This is a genomic window from Streptomyces sp. B3I8 (genome assembly GCF_030816915.1).
In the GTDB taxonomy this organism is placed as follows: Bacteria; Actinomycetota; Actinomycetes; order Streptomycetales; family Streptomycetaceae; genus Streptomyces.
In genome coordinates, this window is sequence record NZ_JAUSYN010000002.1 from 2,060,871 (window position 1) to 2,077,746 (window position 16,876).

Sequence of the window (16,876 nt, forward strand, 5' to 3'; positions counted from 1 at the left end):
CCCCTTCCCTTCCCGAACCCGGGGGCTCCGCCCCCGGACCCCGCAGGTGCGTTGTTCGCCACAGACCGGTGGGGAACCGCGCGGGCAACCACACCCCGCCCGCACTCGCCGGTGAACCCGTCTCCCCGGGGCTCTGCCGCGACGGTGCCGTGCCGCGAGCCACCGCTCAACCGGCGGAGCCACCCCGCACCAGGCGCGAGAACTCCTCCAGGATCCGCTCCCCCGCGAGTACGCCGCGCTCCGGCAGCGCGGTGACCCCCCGCGCCGTCCAGCCCGCCTCGGCGAGTTCGCCGTGGCCCGGGCGCCACGCGCGGTCCGCCGCGAGGAGCAGGTCCGCGTCGAGCAGCGAGTCGCCCGCCGCGAGCGTCAGCCCCGCCCCCGTGCGCCGTACGACCTCCCGTACCGCCGCGCTCTTGGTCAGCGGCTTCGGCACCGCGTAGACCTTGCGGCCCTGCAACGACACCGTCCAGCCCCGGTGCTCCGCCCACACCGCGAGCTCCTTCACCCAGTCCACGGGCAGGAGTTCGCGTTCGACGACGAGGTAGGCGAACAGATCGTCCGCGGTCCGGTGCGTGCGCAGCCACGCCGGGTCCGCCGCGGCGGCCAGGTGCGCCTGCACCTCGGCCAGCCCCGCGCACTCCTCGTCCAGCCGGGCCCGCACGGCCGCGTGCCACTCCGGGTCCGGCACGCCGTCCACCAGCAGGTGCCCCCCGTTGGCGCAGACGGCGTACCGGGGCGCCGGCCCCGGCAGGTGGACCCGCAGGTACTGCTCCCGGGTGCGCGTCGTGGTCGGGACGAACACCGCCGCGTCGCCCAGTTCGCCGAGCAGCCCGGCCGCCGTCTCCGTGACGTACGAAAGCGGGCGGCCCTGGTAGATCTCCACGCACAGCAGCCGGGGCGCCCCGGCGTCGGGCATCGTGAGCCCGAGGGCTGCGGCCGAGTAGATGAGGGTGCGGTCGAGGTCACTGGCGACCACGACGGGGGCGGGGTCGGTCACCGCGCCACCGCCCGGCCGTCGGCGCCGGTCGCGCCCCGGGTGTAGCGGGGGTGGATCAGCCCCACGCACGAGTACGGCAGTTCGCCGACCTCCTCCACCGGCACCCCGCGCTGCGCGGCCAGCAGTCGTACGTGGTCCAGGTCGGCGCCGGCGCCGGCCCGCGCGAGGATCTTCCACGGCACCCGGCGCAGCAGGACCCGGGTGGTCTCGCCGACGCCGGGCTTGACGAGGTTGACGTCGTGGATGCCGTACTCCTCGCTGATGCGCTCCACGGCCGCCCAGCCCTCCCAGGTGGGCGTGCGGTCGGCGGCGAGGAGGTCCTTGGCGCGGGCGTCGGCCTCGTCGGCCACCTCGGCGAACCGGGCGGAGACGGCGTCGAGGAAGGCGGCGGAGAGGTCGGCGCCGGCCAGCTCGCGGTAGAACTTCGCGCCGTGGAAATCGTCCGGCCCGACGAGGTCGGCGCGCAGCACGGTGCGGGAGATGAGCCCGGAGACGGTGGAGTTGAGGCAGGCGGAGGGGATGAGGAAGTCGTCCCGGGTGCCGTACGTCCGCACGCACGAGCCGGGGTCGGCCAGCACGGCGATCTCCGGGTCGAAGCCGGTGGCACCGCCCGCGTCCTCGAACTCGCGCACGGCGGCGGCCAGTTCGCGGGTGATGGCGCCCTTGCCGGTCCAGCCGTCGACGAAGACGACGTCGGCGGGGTCGTGGTGGGCGGCCAGCCAGCGCAGCGCGCCCGCGTCGATGCCGCGTCCGCGGACGATGGAGACGGCGTAGTGCGGCAGGTCGAGGCCGTGCCGGAACCGGCCCCAGCGGCGCATCAGGATGCCGACGGGCGTCCCGGCGCGGGCGAGCGAGACGAGCACGGGGCGCGGGGACCGCTCCGCGAGCACCGTCTCGGTGACGACGCCGACGGCGCGGGCGATCCGCGCGGCCGAGGTCTTGAGCGCGGCGTGGAAGAGCGCCTGGTACTCCTCGCTCGGCTGGTACTCGACGGGCAGCGACTCGGCGTAGTGGGCGCCGCCGCTCTGGATGGCCTCCTCGCGCTCCTCGGTGGGCGCCTCCAGCGTCACGTCGGAGAGGTCCTGCAGCAGCCAGCCGACCTCGTCGGGCGCGTACGAGGAGAACGCGGGGCCGCGCAGCGGCTCGGGCGGCATGGAGAGCCTTTCGACGGGGGGTGCGGGCGGGGCCGCGGGCGAGGGTGCGTACGAGGGGACGACCGCCAGCAGGACGTGCGGGATGTGCGCGGCGAGCCGGGCGGCCAGGCCGTCGGGCGCGTGCAGCGCGGGGGTGTCACCGGCCGAGTCGACGACGGCGACGACGGCGTCGAACCCGGCGCCGGCGACGTTGTAGGCGTACCGCTCGCCGGGACCGTCGGCGGGGTCGTCGTGGGCGGGGAAGACGAGGCGGGTGCGTATCGCGTATCCGGGGTCGTCCACGGCGAGCACGGGCGACCGGGTGGTGGTGGAGTACCGCACGTCGTACGCGTCGCCGAGCCGCTCCTCCAGCCCGAGCGCGAGCCGCAGCGGCGCGTACATCAGCTCCTCGTTGCCGAGGACGAGCACGCGCCGGGCGGCGGCGGGCAGGGCCCCGCCGATCCGCGCGACCATCCCGGGCAGCGCGGCGTCGAGCCGCTCCCGGTGCGCGGCGGTGAACCCGTGCCGCCCGCCGTCGGGCACCCCCGCGGGCCATCCGAGCTCCACCCGCACCACCGCCTCGCCCCCTTCGGAGGACTTCTCGGGGGCTTCCACGGGAGGCGCCCCGGAGGCCTTCACGTGAGGCTCCGCGGAGGCCTCCTCACAAGGCTTCTCGTAGCGCTCCACCAGCGCCCGGCCCTTCTCCAGCACCCCGTCCGGCAGCAGCACCCTTCCCGACGCCCCCGCGACGAGGTCGACCCGCGCCCCGATCTCCCCGGCGAACTCCGCCAGCCGTCCCGCGTCCTCCTCGGACCGCATGTCCACCAGCGCCACGACCACGTACCGCTCCCGCGGGAACCGCCCGTGCAGTGCCCGCACGGTGTTCAGCACCGTGTTGCCCGTCGAGAACTCGTCGTCGACCAGCACCAGCGGCCCGTCGCCCGCCAGCAGTCCCGGGTCGGCCGGCAGCAGCAGGTGCGAGGTGGCGTGCGAGTGGGACTCCTCGAAGCCACCCGCCGGCGCGACCCCCGCGACCGGCCGACGCGTGGAGTGCAGGTACGGCGCGCCCCCGAGCCCGTCCGCGACACAGTGCCCCAGCCCGGTGGCGGTCTCGGCGTAGCCGAGCACGACGGCCGCCCCCGCCGCCTCCTCCCCCAGCAGCTCCCGCACCCGCCGCCCCAGCGCGTGGCCGTGCCCGTGCACGACGGACGGGCGCTGCGGCACGTGCTTGCCGAGGACGTGGGACACCAGCAGATGCGCCCGCTTCGGGTTGCGGCGCAGCGCGAGCCCGAGCAGCTCGCCCAGGCCGTCGTCACCGGCGAGCTCGACCCCGAGCCGCTCGGCCACCCACGCTCCGGACCACACCACGCCGCCGTCGCCGCCTCTGCCGCTGTCGTCGCTCATCATTTCCTTGTCTGTCGTCTGTCGTCTGTCGTCTGTCGTCAGTCGTGTGTCATCGTCTGTCGTCTGTCGCCAGTAGTCGGAGCGCCGATCGTCGACGGACGCTCCTCTCTCAGCCGTGCAGCCCCGCCGCCAGGAGCTCCACGAAGCCCACGTCCTCGCCCGCCACCCCGAACGCCTCCGCCCGCAACAGCGTCCGCTCGGCCCAGGCCCGGTGCGGCTTCACCTCGTTCATCTTGTTGGTGTACGCGGACCTGAGCACACCCCCGCCGCCGCGTTCCGGCCGCAGGATGTCCTGTGCGTCGCTGTACTCCTCGTGACTGACGACCGACAGCGCGTGCACGGGCGCCACGTGGGAGGGATGGATACAGGTCTTGCCGAGCAGTCCGTTGGCGCGGTCGAGGGAGATCTCGCGGAGCAGCCCGTCCATCCGGTTCTCCAGCAGCGCCTGGCGCAGTTCCACGGCCCGGCCCTCCTGGAAGGGGCTCTGCCGCAACAGCGGCTTGAACATACGTTCCTGCACCCGGAAGTACTCCCACACCGGTCCGGTCACGGTGAACCCGGTGCCGTCGGCGCGGCCCAGCACGTTGACGACGTCGGCGATGACGGAGGCGACGACCTGGACGTCGTACGCGGTCATGTCGGGGGCCCGGCGCAGCCCGTAGGCGGAGCAGAAGTCGGTGACGCCGAGGCGCAGCGCGAGGACCCGGTCACGGTACTTGTCGACGGTGCGGAAGATGCCGTCGAGCGTGGTGGCCCGGGTCTCCAGGTGGAGCAGCTCGGGGGACTCCAGCACCGGCATGGCGAACAGTCGCCGTCCGCTCGCCGCCTCGGCCTCGGCCAGCCCCTCCAGGAACGGGATGCCGCGTTCCTCGGTGAACTTGGGCAGTACGAAACCGGACAGCAGCCGGGCGCCCGGGCCGAGCCGCCGCACCAGATCCGGTATCTGCTGGGGTGTGCGGACCCGGATGAACAGGAGCGGGAGGCTGGGGGCGGAGCCCGGGAGCGCGTCCAGGTCCGCGAACTGGCGGACGAGGTTGGCCTCGGCGTCCATGACGTCGGCGTCGTCGATGGAGTCCTCCAGGCACAACACCATGGAGACGACCCCGCGCGCGGCCTGTTTGACGACGTCCTCGGCGAGCCGCGGACGGGTCGCGGGGCTGTAGAGCGTGGCGCCGAGGGCCGTGGAGAGCAGCCGGGCCGGGGAGTCGGCGGTGAACTCGACGGGTTCCCGGTGGAACAGGTGACGGCGCTGCTCCGGAGCGATGTGCCCGAAATGACGCATGAGACTCCCCCGTGGTGCCGATCGGCCGGAAAACAAGTGGCCGGTAATAGTACGTACGGACGTGTGTCGGCGGTTCCCCCATGATGTGAAGTCCGGGTGACCTCGCCGTGTCAGGGGTGCGCACGCCATCTGGACGGGTATCCCGTGGACCGGGTGGGGAACCCTGCGAACCCCTGCCCCCGCGTTGTCGTGCGCAGGACCGAGAAGGCAGGATGACCGCATGACGCACGCGATGCTGAAGGGGTCGAACGTCCCGCTGGAGGCGACGGCGGTACGGGCCGTACTGCGCTGGGCGCCCGCACAGGGCGCCCCCGAGGTGGACGCCTCCGCGCTGCTGCTCGGCCCCGACGGACGGGTGCGCTCCGACGAGGACTTCGTCTTCTACAACCAGCCCCGGCATCCTTCGGGGGCGGTCCGGCTGCTGGGCAAGCGGCGCGAGCCCGAGGGGATGACCGACACGATCCAGACGGATCTGGTGGGCGTCGAGGGCGACGTCGGGCGCGTGCTGCTGGTGGCGTCGGCGGACGACGTCCCGTTCGAGCAGGTGCGGGCCCTGTGCATCGTGCTGTACGACGCCGACGAGGCGGGCGGCGAGCCGCTGGCGTACTTCGAGATCAAGCCGGAGACCGGGCAGGAGACGGCGCTGATCTGCGGGGAGCTGTACCGGCGGGGGGACGCCTGGAAGTTCCGGGCGCTCGGGGAGGGCTACTCGAACGGGCTGAAGGGCCTGGCGAACGACTTCGGCATCTCGGTGGACGACTCCGAGCAGGCGGCCCGGCCGGAGGCGGCGGCGGTGCCGTTGCCGCCGGAGCAGCCGGCGATGGCCGCGCAGCAGTCGGCGGGGATGCCGCAGCAGCAGTCGTCGTACGGGTATCCGCCGGCGGCCCCGGCGGAGCCGGTGGCGCAGCCCGCGTACGGTTACCCCCAGCCGCAGACGGCGGGTGCGCCGGCACCGGCGTACGGCCACCCCGCGCCTGTCACGGCGGCACCGGACCCCGACTTCCAGCTCCCGCCGCAGGGCCCGCAGTTCATCGGCCGCTAGGGCCTGTTGCAAAAGTCCCGTCGTCCGCCCGGAGGGCGGGTCCTGCGGTGTCAGGTGCGTGCTCTCGGCGTGCCGGGCCCAGTCCCTCGTACTGGATGTACTTGGGTCCGGGCCCGGTGCGGCGAGAGTGCGTGCATGGCGTCGCGGGGCAGGCGGGACTTTCGCAACAGGCCCTAGGGGCGGAGAGAAGGAGGGGGAACCCCTACATCGCCCCCCGGTCGGCCCGTGACTTGTAGCCGCGGCCCCACTGCAGGCCCCAGCCGAAGAGCCGGTCCAGTTCCGCCTGGAAGCCGTAGACGAACCTCACCTCACGGCGGACGATCAGTTCGTCCTTCACGTTCTCGATGAGCACCACCGCACACGACCGCGCCTGCGGGTGCCGCTCGTCGAGGCCGATCTCGACCCGCGGCCCGTTGCTCGGGTAGAGCGTCACCACCGCGTGCGTACGGTCGAACGCCGGCGTCTGGTCGTAGATGTAGACGAAGATCAGCAGCCGTTTGATGTCGTCCCGGTGGTCGAGGTTGATGTAGATGTCCTCGCCGGACCCCGAGCCGAACCGGTCGTCCCCGCTCAGCTTCACGTACGGCGGTGCGTTGAGTTCGCCGAAGAAGCCGCCGAGCGGCTGCACCACGCCCTTGGAGCCGTCCTTCAGCTCGTACAGGCACCCCAGGTCGAGGTCGACGTTGACCATGCTCATGGTGTGCGCCTGCACCACCTCGGGGGTGAACAGCCGCATCGGGTGCCGCAGCAGGCTGCCGCGCTGGGGGGCGCCGATGTCGGAGGTACGCATCCGCCAGGACAGGTTGACCCGCAGGTGCCCGCTGGCCGCGCCCTGCTTGGTCAGCGAGACCGTGTGGTGCCGCTTGTTCAACTCGATGGAGTTGCTGGCCGAGCTGCCGGAGTCGAACTGGGCCGCCCGGGCGCCCAGCAGACCGTCGAAGAACCCCATTACCCGCCCCCACGCGTGACACGTACACCGGACATACAGACGAAGCGTTCCTCACGGGGCGCCGCGTCACACCCCCGCCGTCGTACCGGCGGAAGCACACGGGGCGGGCCCGGCGCACGACCGGGCCCGCCCCGCGGGGAAACCGTTGCGGTCAGACGCCGGAGGACACCTCGTCCTTCGCCGTGCTCCCGCCGCCCTCCGCGGCGAGCGCCCGGTTGCGGCGGACCGAGGACCAGAAGGACCAGGCGATCAGCACGACGCCGACGAGGCCGGTGATGACCTCGTTGATCTCGTACTGGATGGTGACGATGAGGATGACGGCCAGGGCGCCGATCGCGTAGTGCGCGCCGTGCTCGAGGTAGACGTAGTCGTCGAGAGTGCCCTGGCGGACCAGGTAGACGGTGAGCGACCGGACGTACATCGCGCCGATGCCGAGGCCGAGCGCCATCATCACGATGTCGTTGGTGATGGCGAAGGCGCCGATCACACCGTCGAAGGAGAAGGACGCGTCCAGGACCTCGAGGTAGAGGAACATGAAGAACGCGGCCTGGCCCGCCAGAAGCACCGCCGGCTTCTTCCCGCCGGTCCGCCGGTCCGACTCCTCTTCCTGCTCGCGCTCCTCTTCCTCCTCCAGGCGGTCCTCGAAGTACCCCGAGAGCCCGCCGACGATCATGTACGTGATCAGCCCCGCGATGCCGGCCAGCAGGACCGTCTGCCCCTTGTCGGCGTGGACGCCGCCGTGCTGGTGGGCGTGGGCGGCGACCGTCATGGAGGCGATGAGCAGGCAGATCAGCGAGATGCAGACCGCGAGCATGTCGACCTTGCCGAGCTTGGCCAGCGGCCGCTCCAGCCAGGCGAGCCACTTGATGTCCCGGTCCTCGAAGATGAAGTCGAGGAAGATCATCAGCAGGAACATGCCACCGAACGCGGCGATCGCCGGGTGCGCGTCGGTGACCAGCTGCTGATAGCGGTCCTTGTCGGAGAACGCGAGATCGACCGCGTCCCACGGGTTCAGTTTCGCGGTGACGGCGACGATCACGACGGGGAAGATGAGCCGCATGCCGAAGACGGCGATCAGCACGCCGACGGTGAGGAAGATCTTCTGCCAGAACGGACTCATCTTCTTCAGCACGCCGGCGTTGACGACCGCGTTGTCGAAGGAGAGCGAGATCTCCAGGATCGCCAGGATGGCGACGATCCCGAACCCGGTCCATCCGTTGTAGAGAACGGCCGCCACCAGGCCGAGAGCGGTGATCGCGAACGACCAGCCGAAGGTTTTCAGAAGCACTGGCTACCCAATCGTGACTCGTGTTGTGTACGGGTCTCCCCCGCGCCGTAGTCGGCTTTACTGAACGTTGACCACGGAGTCTAGAGTGCTCCTCCTCCGGCCGGCCGTGCGGGCTCCGTCGCACTCCCCGGAAACTGCGGTGTTTCGGTGTCCCTGATGCCCCTCGCGCGCGCCGTACACCCTTGCGCCCCTCATGCCCCTCGTGTCCGTCGGGAACCGCGTCAGGCCCTAGGAGACGTTGACGCCGAAGTCGAGGGCGATGCCGCGCAGACCCGAGGCGTAGCCCTGGCCGACGGCGCGGAACTTCCACTCGCCGCCGTAGCGGTAGACCTCGCCGAAGATCATGGCCGTCTCCGTGGAGGCGTCCTCGCTCAGGTCGTAGCGGGCCAGCTCCTGGCCGTCGGCCTGGTTGACGACACGGATGAAGGCGTTGCTGACCTGGCCGAAGGTCTGGCCGCGTTCGTCGGCCAGGTGGATCGAGACCGGGAAGACGATCTTCTCGCACTGCGCCGGCACCTTGGAGAGGTCGATCAGCAGCGACTCGTCGTCGCCCTCGCCCTCACCGGTGAGGTTGTCGCCGGTGTGCTCGACCGAGCCGTCGGGGCTCTTGAGCTGGTTGTAGAACACGAACCACTCGTCGCCCATGACCCGGTTGTCGGCGCCGCACAGCAGGGCGCTGGCGTCCAGGTCGAAGGGGGCCCCGGTGGTCGAGCGCGCGTCCCAGCCGAGCCCGATCAACACCTGGGTGAGGTTCGGTGCCGCCTTGGAGAGGGAGACGTTGCCTCCCTTGGCGAGCGTGACGCCCATGATGTTCCTCCCCGTTGTTTCCGCTTGCCGGTTTCCGTCTGCCGGTTTCCGTTTTTCCCGCTGCTTCCTGGATGTACTGCGCGTCCGGCGCCGCACGCAAACGGTGCGACGCCGGACGGTTGTCACTTCGTGCCCCGGGCGTTGGCGCAGGTCGTCCTCGGACCCGACCCCAGCGGTCCTCGGACGCCGGCTCCGGTCGTCCTCGGACGTCGACGCCCATCCGTCCTCAGACGTTGACTCCGAAGTCCTGGGCGATGCCGCGCAGACCCGAGGCGTAGCCCTGTCCGATGGCGCGGAACTTCCACTCCGCGCCGTTGCGGTACAGCTCGCCGAAGACCATCGCGGTCTCCGTGGAGGCGTCCTCGCTCAGGTCGTAGCGGGCGATCTCGGCGCCGCCGGCCTGGTTCACCACGCGGATGAACGCGTTGCGGACCTGTCCGAAGGACTGCTGGCGGTTCTCGGCCTCGTAGATCGAGACCGGGAAGACGATCTTGTCCACCTCGGCGGGGACACCGGCGAGATCGACCTTGATCTGCTCGTCGTCGCCCTCGCCCTCACCGGTGAGGTTGTCGCCGGTGTGCTCGACCGAGCCGTCGGGGCTCTTGAGGTTGTTGAAGAAGATGAAGTGCTGGTCGTTGGCGACCTTGCCCTCCGTGTTCAACAGCAGCGCGCTGGCGTCCAGGTCGAAGTCGGTGCCGGTGGTGGTGCGCACGTCCCATCCCAGACCGACGATGACCGCGGTCAGGCCAGGGGCCTCCTTGGTCAGCGAAACGTTGCCGCCCTTGCTGAGGCTGACTCCCACGAGTCCTCCCATTGTCTTCGGGGGCGGGGAGCCCCGTCGTGCATCGGATATGCCGGATGTACCGGATCAACATGTACCGGATCAACGCTTGGATCCTAGTGACGGGTTCCCGCCCCGCGCAGAGGCTGAACCCGATCGGTCACAGGCTGTCGAGCGCCTTCACGTACTCGTTCAGGTCCCGGGCGTCGGGCAGGGCGTTGACGACCGTCCAGCGCACGACGCCCTCCTTGTCGATGACGAAGGTCCCCCGGACGGCGCAGCCCTTGTCCTCGGCGAAGACGCCGTACGCGCGCGAGGTCTCGCCGTGCGGCCAGAAATCGGAGAGCAGGGGGTACTCGAAGCCCTCCTGCTCCGCGAAGACGCGCAGGGTGTGGATGGAGTCGTTGGAGACGGCGAGGAGCTGGGTGTCGTCGTTCACGAACTTCGGCAGGTTGTCGCGCAGGGCGCACAGTTCGCCGGTGCAGACGCCGGTGAAGGCGAAGGGGTAGAAGAGCAGGACGACGTTCTTCTCCCCGCGGAAGTCGGAGAGCCGGACGGTTGCGCCGTGGTTGTCCTTGAGTGCGAAGTCGGGGGCCTTTTCGCCGACCTGGATGGCCATGATGTCGCCGCGTCCCTTCATGGGGCTGTTCGGGGTGTTCTCCACCCTACGCAGCGATCTTCCGGCGGGGCCGGGCCCCCGACGCGTGTGCCCCCCGGCACTCGAGGTACCGGGGGGCACACGCACTGCTCAGTCCAGTGACGGCGGTGCGGTCACCGCTTGGACTTGGCGGCCTTCGGCGTCACCAGCCGGCTGCCGCTCCAGTCCTTGCCGACACTCACGCTCTTGGACGCCGACAGCCCCGCCGTCGTCGCGGCCTCGGAGATGTCGCTGGGCTCGACGTAGCCGTCGCGCCCCGTCTTCGGCGTCAGCAGCAGGATCGAGCCGCCCTCTTCGATGTACGTGGTGGCATCCACCAGCGCATCCGTCAGGTCGCCGTCGTCGTCTCGGAACCACAGCACCACGGCGTCGGCCACATCGTCGTATTCCTCATCGACGAGTTCACTGCCGATCACTTCCTGAATGGCCTCGCGGAGCTCCTGGTCGACGTCGTCGTCGAAGCCCAGTTCCTGGACCACCTGCTCGGGCTGGAACCCCAGCCTCGCGGCAGGGTTCGTCCGCTCCTCCGCGTGGTCCGCGGTCGCGCTCACGGGTTGCCTCCTGATCATGTTGCGAAAGATGTCTCGGGCCTCACGCGGGCGCGAGGCATTGGCGGTAGTCCACACGGGCGGGACGGATCGCGCAAGTACCCGGCCGTTCGGACCGCCGAAACGGTGACGATCCTGGCCGTGTCGCCGCAACCCCAGGCAAGGGAAGACGGCCCGGAGTGATCCACGCCACACCGATTTGCCCGGTTCACCCGTTTCGGATTCCTTCGAGCCTACGGGACTCGAACGGTTTTGCGTAACGCGTAACACCCCGGGCGTATCGTTGCGATTGGGGTGGTCTCGCCCCGGACCGACCCCAACAGGACTGCCCCCGCGTGCCGGTTACCGATCGGTAAAGATGAAGTTTCCGTATCCGAGGTACACGATGGAAACGGTGCCCAAGGCGCAGTTGTGCAGCTTCCCACAGCCTCCAGAGAGCGAAGGAACAGAGTGGCTTCCGCATCCGATCGCAATCCGATCATCATTGGCGGCCTTCCCAGTCAGGTTCCCGACTTCGACCCCGAAGAGACCCAGGAGTGGCTCGACTCGCTGGACGCCGCGGTCGACGAGCGTGGCCGTGAGCGCGCGCGCTACCTGATGCTCCGGCTGATCGAGCGCGCCCGCGCCAAACGCGTGGCCGTGCCCGAGATGCGCAGCACGGACTACGTCAACACGATCCCCACCAAGAGCGAGCCGTTCTTCCCCGGCAACGAGGAGATCGAGCGCAAGATCCTCAACGCCACCCGGTGGAACGCCGCGGTCATGGTCTCCCGGGCGCAGCGCCCGGGCATCGGGGTCGGCGGCCACATCGCCACCTTCGCCTCCTCCGCGTCCCTCTACGACGTGGGCTTCAACCACTTCTTCCGCGGCAAGGACGACGGGCGCGGCGGCGACCAGGTCTTCTTCCAGGGGCACGCCTCCCCCGGGATCTACGCCCGCGCCTACTTGCTGGACCGGCTCAGCGAGGCGCAGCTCGACGGGTTCCGGCAGGAGAAGTCGAAGTACCCCGACGGCCTCTCCTCGTACCCGCACCCGCGCTCCATGCCCGACTTCTGGGAGTTCCCGACCGTGTCGATGGGCCTCGGCCCGCTCGGCGCGATCTTCCAGGCGCGGATGAACCGCTACATGGAGGCGCGCGGCATCGCGGACACCTCCGCGTCACACGTGTGGGCGTTCCTCGGCGACGGTGAGATGGACGAGCCGGAGTCACTCGGCCAGCTCTCCATCGCCGCCCGGGAGAACCTGGACAACCTGACCTTCGTGGTCAACTGCAACCTCCAGCGGCTCGACGGCCCGGTGCGCGGCAACGGCAAGATCATCCAGGAGCTGGAGTCGGTCTTCCGGGGCGCCGGCTGGAACGTCATCAAGCTGGTCTGGGACCGCACCTGGGACCCGCTGCTGGCCCAGGACCGCGACGGCGTGCTGGTCAACCGGATGAACACGACGCCGGACGGACAGTTCCAGACGTACGCCACGGAGTCCGGCGCGTACATCCGCGAGCACTTCTTCGGCGACGACCACCGGCTGCGCGCGATGGTCGAGAACATGACCGACGACCAGATCCTGCACCTGGGCCGCGGCGGTCACGACCACCGCAAGATCTACGCCGCGTTCAAGGCGGCCAAGGAGCACAAGGGCCAGCCCACCGTGATCCTGGCCAAGACGATCAAGGGCTGGACGCTGGGCCCCAACTTCGAGGGCCGCAACGCCACGCACCAGATGAAGAAGCTGACGGTCGACGACCTCAAGCGCTTCCGCGACCGGCTGCACCTGCCGATCTCCGACAAGGAGCTGGAGTCCGGCCCGCCGCCGTACTACCACCCGGGCCGGGAATCGGAGGAGATGCAGTACATGCACGACCGCCGCAAGCAGTGCGGCGGCTACGTGCCCACCCGGGTCGTGCGCGCGAAACCGCTGCCGCTGCCCGAGGACAAGACGTACGCGACCGTGAAGAAGGGCTCCGGCCAGCAGTCCATCGCGACGACCATGGCCTTTGTGCGGCTCCTCAAGGACCTCATGCGGGACAAGGAGATCGGCAAGCGGTTCGTGCTGATCGCGCCGGACGAGTACCGCACGTTCGGCATGGACTCGTTCTTCCCGAGCGCGAAGATCTACAACCCGCTCGGCCAGCAGTACGAGTCGGTCGACCGCGAGCTGCTCCTCGCCTACAAGGAGTCGCCCACCGGTCAGATGCTGCACGACGGCATCTCGGAGGCCGGCTGCACGGCCTCGGCGATCGCGGCGGGCTCGGCCTACGCCACCCACGGCGAGCCGTTGATCCCGGTCTACGTCTTCTACTCGATGTTCGGTTTCCAGCGCACCGGCGACCAGTTCTGGCAGATGGCCGACCAGCTGGCGCGCGGTTTCGTCCTGGGCGCGACCGCCGGCCGTACGACCCTGACCGGCGAGGGGCTGCAGCACGCGGACGGTCACTCGCAGCTCCTCGCCTCGACCAACCCGGGATGCGTGGCCTACGACCCGGCGTACGGGTACGAGATCGCGCACATCGTGCAGGACGGGCTGCGCCGGATGTACGGCGCGAGCGAGGAGCACCCGCACGGCGAGGACGTCTTCTACTACCTCACCGTCTACAACGAGCCGATCCGGCACCCGGCCGAGCCGGCGGACGTGGACGTCGAGGGCATCCTCAAGGGCGTGCACCGCATCGCGACGGGCTCCGACGGCGAGATCCCGGCGCAGATCATGGCCTCGGGCGTCGCGGTGCCGTGGGCGCTGGAGGCCCGGCGCATCCTCGCCGAGGAGTGGAACGTACGGGCCGACGTGTGGTCGGCGACCTCATGGAACGAGCTGCGGCGCGAGGCGGTGGCGGCCGAGGAGCACAACCTGCTGCATCCGGAGGAGGAGCAGCGGGTGCCGTGGGTGACACGGAAGCTGAGCGACGCGCAGGGGCCGTTCGTGGCCGTCTCCGACTGGATGCGGTCGGTTCCCGACCAGATCGCGCGCTGGGTGCCGGGGCCGTACACGTCCCTGGGCGCGGACGGCTTCGGCTTCGCGGACACGCGGGGGGCGGCGCGCCGCTTCTTCCACATCGACGCGCAGTCCGTCGTCCTGGCGGTCCTGACGGAACTGTCGAAGCAGGGCCGCGTGGACCGCTCGGCGCTGAAGCAGGCCATCGACCGCTACCGCCTCCTCGACGCCTCCGCCGCCGACCCGGGCGTGGCGGGGGGCGACGCGTAGGCCCTTCGGCCACCCGACACACCGCCGGGCCGCCCGCGCTCCCCCGCGCGGGCGGCCCGCCGCGCGTCCTGCGGCGCCCGCCCGGGCCCCGGCGCGTCCCCCGCCCGCGTCAACGACCCGGCCCCGGGCGCACTCCGAAGGGGTGGTTACGCCGGCCGTCGGCCGCTTCTGCGGGCGGGGGCCGCGAACACTGGTCGGGGGCGGCACGGGGCCGCCGGACGAAAGGGGGCGGCATGGCCGACGGCACGGTCCTGGTGGCGGTGGCGGAGCATCCGGACGGCCGCGGCGCCACCGCCGGGCAGCTGGCGCGCATCGCCGAGGCGATCCGGGAGCGCGGCATGCGGGTCAGGTGGGCGGTGAGCGCCCCGGACGCCGAGGCGGTGCTCAGGACCGAGGCCGGTCTCGCCGCCGCGCTGGTCGCCTGGGACCTGCCGCCCGACGGCGCGGACGGGCCGGGCGGCGCCTCGGTGCTGTGCGGGATCGGGCGCCGTTTCCAGGATCTTCCGGTGTTCCTGGTCATGGCGGACGAGGGGCTGCGCGAGCTGCCGCTGTGGGTGTCGCAGTCGGTGGTGGGCTACGTGTGGCCGCTGGAGGACACCCCTGCCTTCCTCGCGGGGCGTGTCACCACCGCCGCACGCGCCTATCAGGAGGCGCTGCTCCCGCCATTCTTCAAGGCACTGCGACGATTCGACGACGCGCACGAGTACTCGTGGCACACCCCGGCGCACTCCGGTGGCGTCGCCTTCCTCAAGTCACCTGTGGGCCGGGCGTTCCACGACTACTTCGGGGAACGGCTGCTGCGCAGCGACCTGTCGATCTCGGTGGAGGAGCTCGGCTCACTGTTCGAGCACACCGGGCCGATCGGCGAGGCGGAGCGCAATGCCGCGCGGGTCTTCGGCTCCGAGCGCACCTATTTCGTCCTGCACGGCGACTCCACCTGCAACCGTCTGGTCGGCCACTTCAGCGTGACCCGCGACGAGATCGCCCTGGTGGACCGCAACTGCCACAAGTCGGTCCTGCACGGGCTGGTCGTCTCCGGGGCCCGTCCGGTGTACCTGGTCCCCACCCGCAACGGCTACGGCCTGGCCGGACCGCTGCCGCCGGCCGGGATCGCGGCCGACGCGGTGGCGGAGCGGATCGCGGCCGCCTCCCTCACCCGGGACGCGGTGTCCCCGCGCGCCCAGTACGCGGTGTTCACCAACTCCACGTACGACGGGCTGTGTTACGACGCGGCGGCGGCCGCCCGGGCGTTCGCGCCCAGCACGCCCCGACTCCATTTCGACGAGGCGTGGTTCGCCTACGCCCGTTTCCACCCCCTCTACGCCGGGCGTTACGGGATGTCGGTGGACGAGGGGACCTTCCCCGGGCCCGGCCGGCCGACGGTGTTCGCCACCCAGTCCACCCACAAGCTGCTGGCGGCGCTGTCCCAGGGCGCCATGGTGCACGTCCGGTCCGCGCCGCGGGCGCCGGTGGAGCACGAGCGGTTCAACGAGACGCTGATGATGCACGGCACGACGTCGCCGTCGTATCCGATGATCGCCTCGCTGGACGTGGCCACGGCCATGATGGAGGGTCCGCGGGGCCGGTGGCTCCTCGACGAGGCGGTGGCCGAGGCGGTCCGGTTCCGTCAGGAGATGGTGCGGATCGGGCGGCGGATCGAGGCCGCCGGGGACCGGCCGCCCTGGTTCTTCGGCGTGTGGCAGCCGGAGGAGGTGACCGATCCGGCGAGCGGGGCACGGCTGCCGTTCGACGAGGCCCCGGCGGACCTGCTGACCACGGAGCCCTCCTGCTGGCACCTGGCGCCCGACGCGGACTGGCACGGCTTCCCCGGTCTGACGGACGGTTACTGCATGCTCGACCCGATCAAGGTCACCCTGACCTGCCCGGGACTCGACGCGACCGGTGCCATGTCCGACCGGGGCATCCCGGCGCGGGTGCTCACCGCCTACCTGGCCACCCGCGGCATCGTCGTGGAGAAGACCGACAGCTACACCACGCTGGTGCTGTTCTCCATGGGCATCACCAAGGGCAAGTGGGGCACGCTGCTGGACGCCCTGATGGACTTCAAGCAGCTCTACGACGAGGGCGCCCCGTTGGACCGTGTGCTGCCCGCGCTGGTCGCCCGGAACGCGGGGCGCTACTCGGGGCTCAGCCTGCGCGACCTGTGCCAGGAGATGCACGACCACCTGCGCGGGGCACGTCTGGTCGACCTGCTGGACCTGGCCTTCCAGCAGCTCCCGGAGCAGGTCGCCCCGCCCCAGCAGTGCTACCAGCGCCTGATCCGGGGCGGCACGGAACGCATCCGGTTGAGGGACGCGCCGGGCCGGGTCGCCGCGGCGATGGTCACGGTCACGCCGCCCGGCATCCCCGTCCTCATGCCGGGCGAGGGCGTCGGGACGCAGGACGGCCCCCTCCTGCGCTACCTCGGCGCGCTGGAGGGCTTCGACCGTCGCTTCCCCGGCTTCGGCAGCGAGACCCACGGGGTGACCCGCGATCCCGACACCGGCGACTACCTGATCGAGTGTCTGCGCCCGGACGGACACCAGGGGTCCGCCGCCCCGGTGACACCGGCTCAGCGGCGGGGCGAGGAGGACACCAGGCCTGTGGGTTGAGCGGAGGCCGGACGTGCGGCCGGGACGGGACGGGGGCGGGAACCGACCGGGCCGGTCGTCCTCACTCGCCCGGAACAGCCGGGAAGTCGGGCAGTCGGGCAGTCGGGCAGTCGGGCAGTCGGAATGAACGGAACAACCGGAGCAAAGGGCAGGGCCCCCGGCGCGCCGTCGCCGAGG

General features: G+C 71.0%; 12 protein-coding genes. 3 read left to right on the plus strand and 9 right to left on the minus strand.

Annotation, left to right across the window (positions count from 1 at the left end; genetic code table 11):
* Positions 1–166: 166 nt before the first annotated feature.
* The 3 genes from QFZ64_RS11265 to QFZ64_RS11275 all read right to left on the minus strand — a co-directional run bounded on the left by QFZ64_RS11265 (position 167) and on the right by QFZ64_RS11275 (position 4,816).
* Positions 167–976 carry an HAD family hydrolase gene (locus QFZ64_RS11265; RefSeq protein ID WP_373430733.1) on the minus strand — a complete coding sequence of 270 codons (810 nt, stop codon included), beginning with the start codon at positions 974–976 and terminating at the stop codon, positions 167–169.
* 17 nt (positions 977–993) lie between these two features.
* Positions 994–3,534: a phosphoribosyltransferase gene (locus QFZ64_RS11270; RefSeq protein ID WP_307064749.1), complete on the minus strand. Its 2,541-nt coding sequence runs from the start codon at positions 3,532–3,534 to the stop codon at positions 994–996.
* Positions 3,535–3,643: 109 nt separating this feature from the next.
* On the minus strand, positions 3,644–4,816 hold the full coding sequence (locus QFZ64_RS11275) for an HpcH/HpaI aldolase/citrate lyase family protein (RefSeq protein WP_307064750.1): 1,173 nt from the start codon (positions 4,814–4,816) through the stop codon (positions 3,644–3,646).
* 220 nt (positions 4,817–5,036) lie between these two features.
* On the opposite strand from QFZ64_RS11275, the gene QFZ64_RS11280 reads away from it, so the two are divergent.
* A complete protein-coding gene (locus QFZ64_RS11280) occupies positions 5,037–5,858 on the plus strand; it encodes a TerD family protein (RefSeq protein WP_307064751.1) in 822 nt (273 codons plus the stop codon).
* A 202-nt stretch (positions 5,859–6,060) separates the two neighbouring features.
* Here the strand turns inward: QFZ64_RS11280 and QFZ64_RS11285 are convergent, their stop codons facing one another.
* The 6 genes from QFZ64_RS11285 to QFZ64_RS11310 all read right to left on the minus strand — a co-directional run bounded on the left by QFZ64_RS11285 (position 6,061) and on the right by QFZ64_RS11310 (position 10,892).
* Positions 6,061–6,807: a Tellurium resistance gene (locus tag QFZ64_RS11285; RefSeq protein ID WP_307064752.1), complete on the minus strand. Its 747-nt coding sequence runs from the start codon at positions 6,805–6,807 to the stop codon at positions 6,061–6,063.
* Between the two features lie 151 nt (positions 6,808–6,958).
* The gene (locus QFZ64_RS11290) at positions 6,959–8,095 is read right to left on the minus strand and encodes a DUF475 domain-containing protein (protein ID WP_307064753.1); all 1,137 of its coding nucleotides are present in this window, start codon (positions 8,093–8,095) and stop codon (positions 6,959–6,961) included.
* Positions 8,096–8,323: 228 nt separating this feature from the next.
* Complete coding sequence (locus QFZ64_RS11295; protein WP_307064754.1) at positions 8,324–8,902, minus strand: TerD family protein; 579 nt, start codon at positions 8,900–8,902, stop codon at positions 8,324–8,326.
* Positions 8,903–9,128: 226 nt separating this feature from the next.
* Positions 9,129–9,704, minus strand: coding sequence for a TerD family protein (locus tag QFZ64_RS11300; protein ID WP_307064755.1), 576 nt, complete (start codon positions 9,702–9,704; stop codon positions 9,129–9,131).
* Positions 9,705–9,843: 139 nt separating this feature from the next.
* Entirely contained in the window at positions 9,844–10,302 is a 459-nt protein-coding gene (locus QFZ64_RS11305; RefSeq protein WP_307071652.1) for a peroxiredoxin, read from the minus strand.
* 152 nt (positions 10,303–10,454) lie between these two features.
* On the minus strand, positions 10,455–10,892 hold the full coding sequence (locus tag QFZ64_RS11310) for a DUF3052 domain-containing protein (protein WP_307064756.1): 438 nt from the start codon (positions 10,890–10,892) through the stop codon (positions 10,455–10,457).
* Between the two features lie 447 nt (positions 10,893–11,339).
* On the opposite strand from QFZ64_RS11310, the gene aceE reads away from it, so the two are divergent.
* Together aceE and QFZ64_RS11320 are read left to right on the plus strand one after the other, a co-directional pair.
* Positions 11,340–14,087, plus strand: a complete 2,748-nt coding sequence (aceE, locus tag QFZ64_RS11315) for a pyruvate dehydrogenase (acetyl-transferring), homodimeric type (RefSeq protein WP_307064757.1) — start codon at positions 11,340–11,342, stop codon at positions 14,085–14,087.
* 233 nt (positions 14,088–14,320) lie between these two features.
* Positions 14,321–16,699, plus strand: a complete 2,379-nt coding sequence (locus tag QFZ64_RS11320) for an Orn/Lys/Arg decarboxylase N-terminal domain-containing protein (protein ID WP_307064758.1) — start codon at positions 14,321–14,323, stop codon at positions 16,697–16,699.
* The last annotated feature ends 177 nt before the right edge of the window (positions 16,700–16,876 follow it).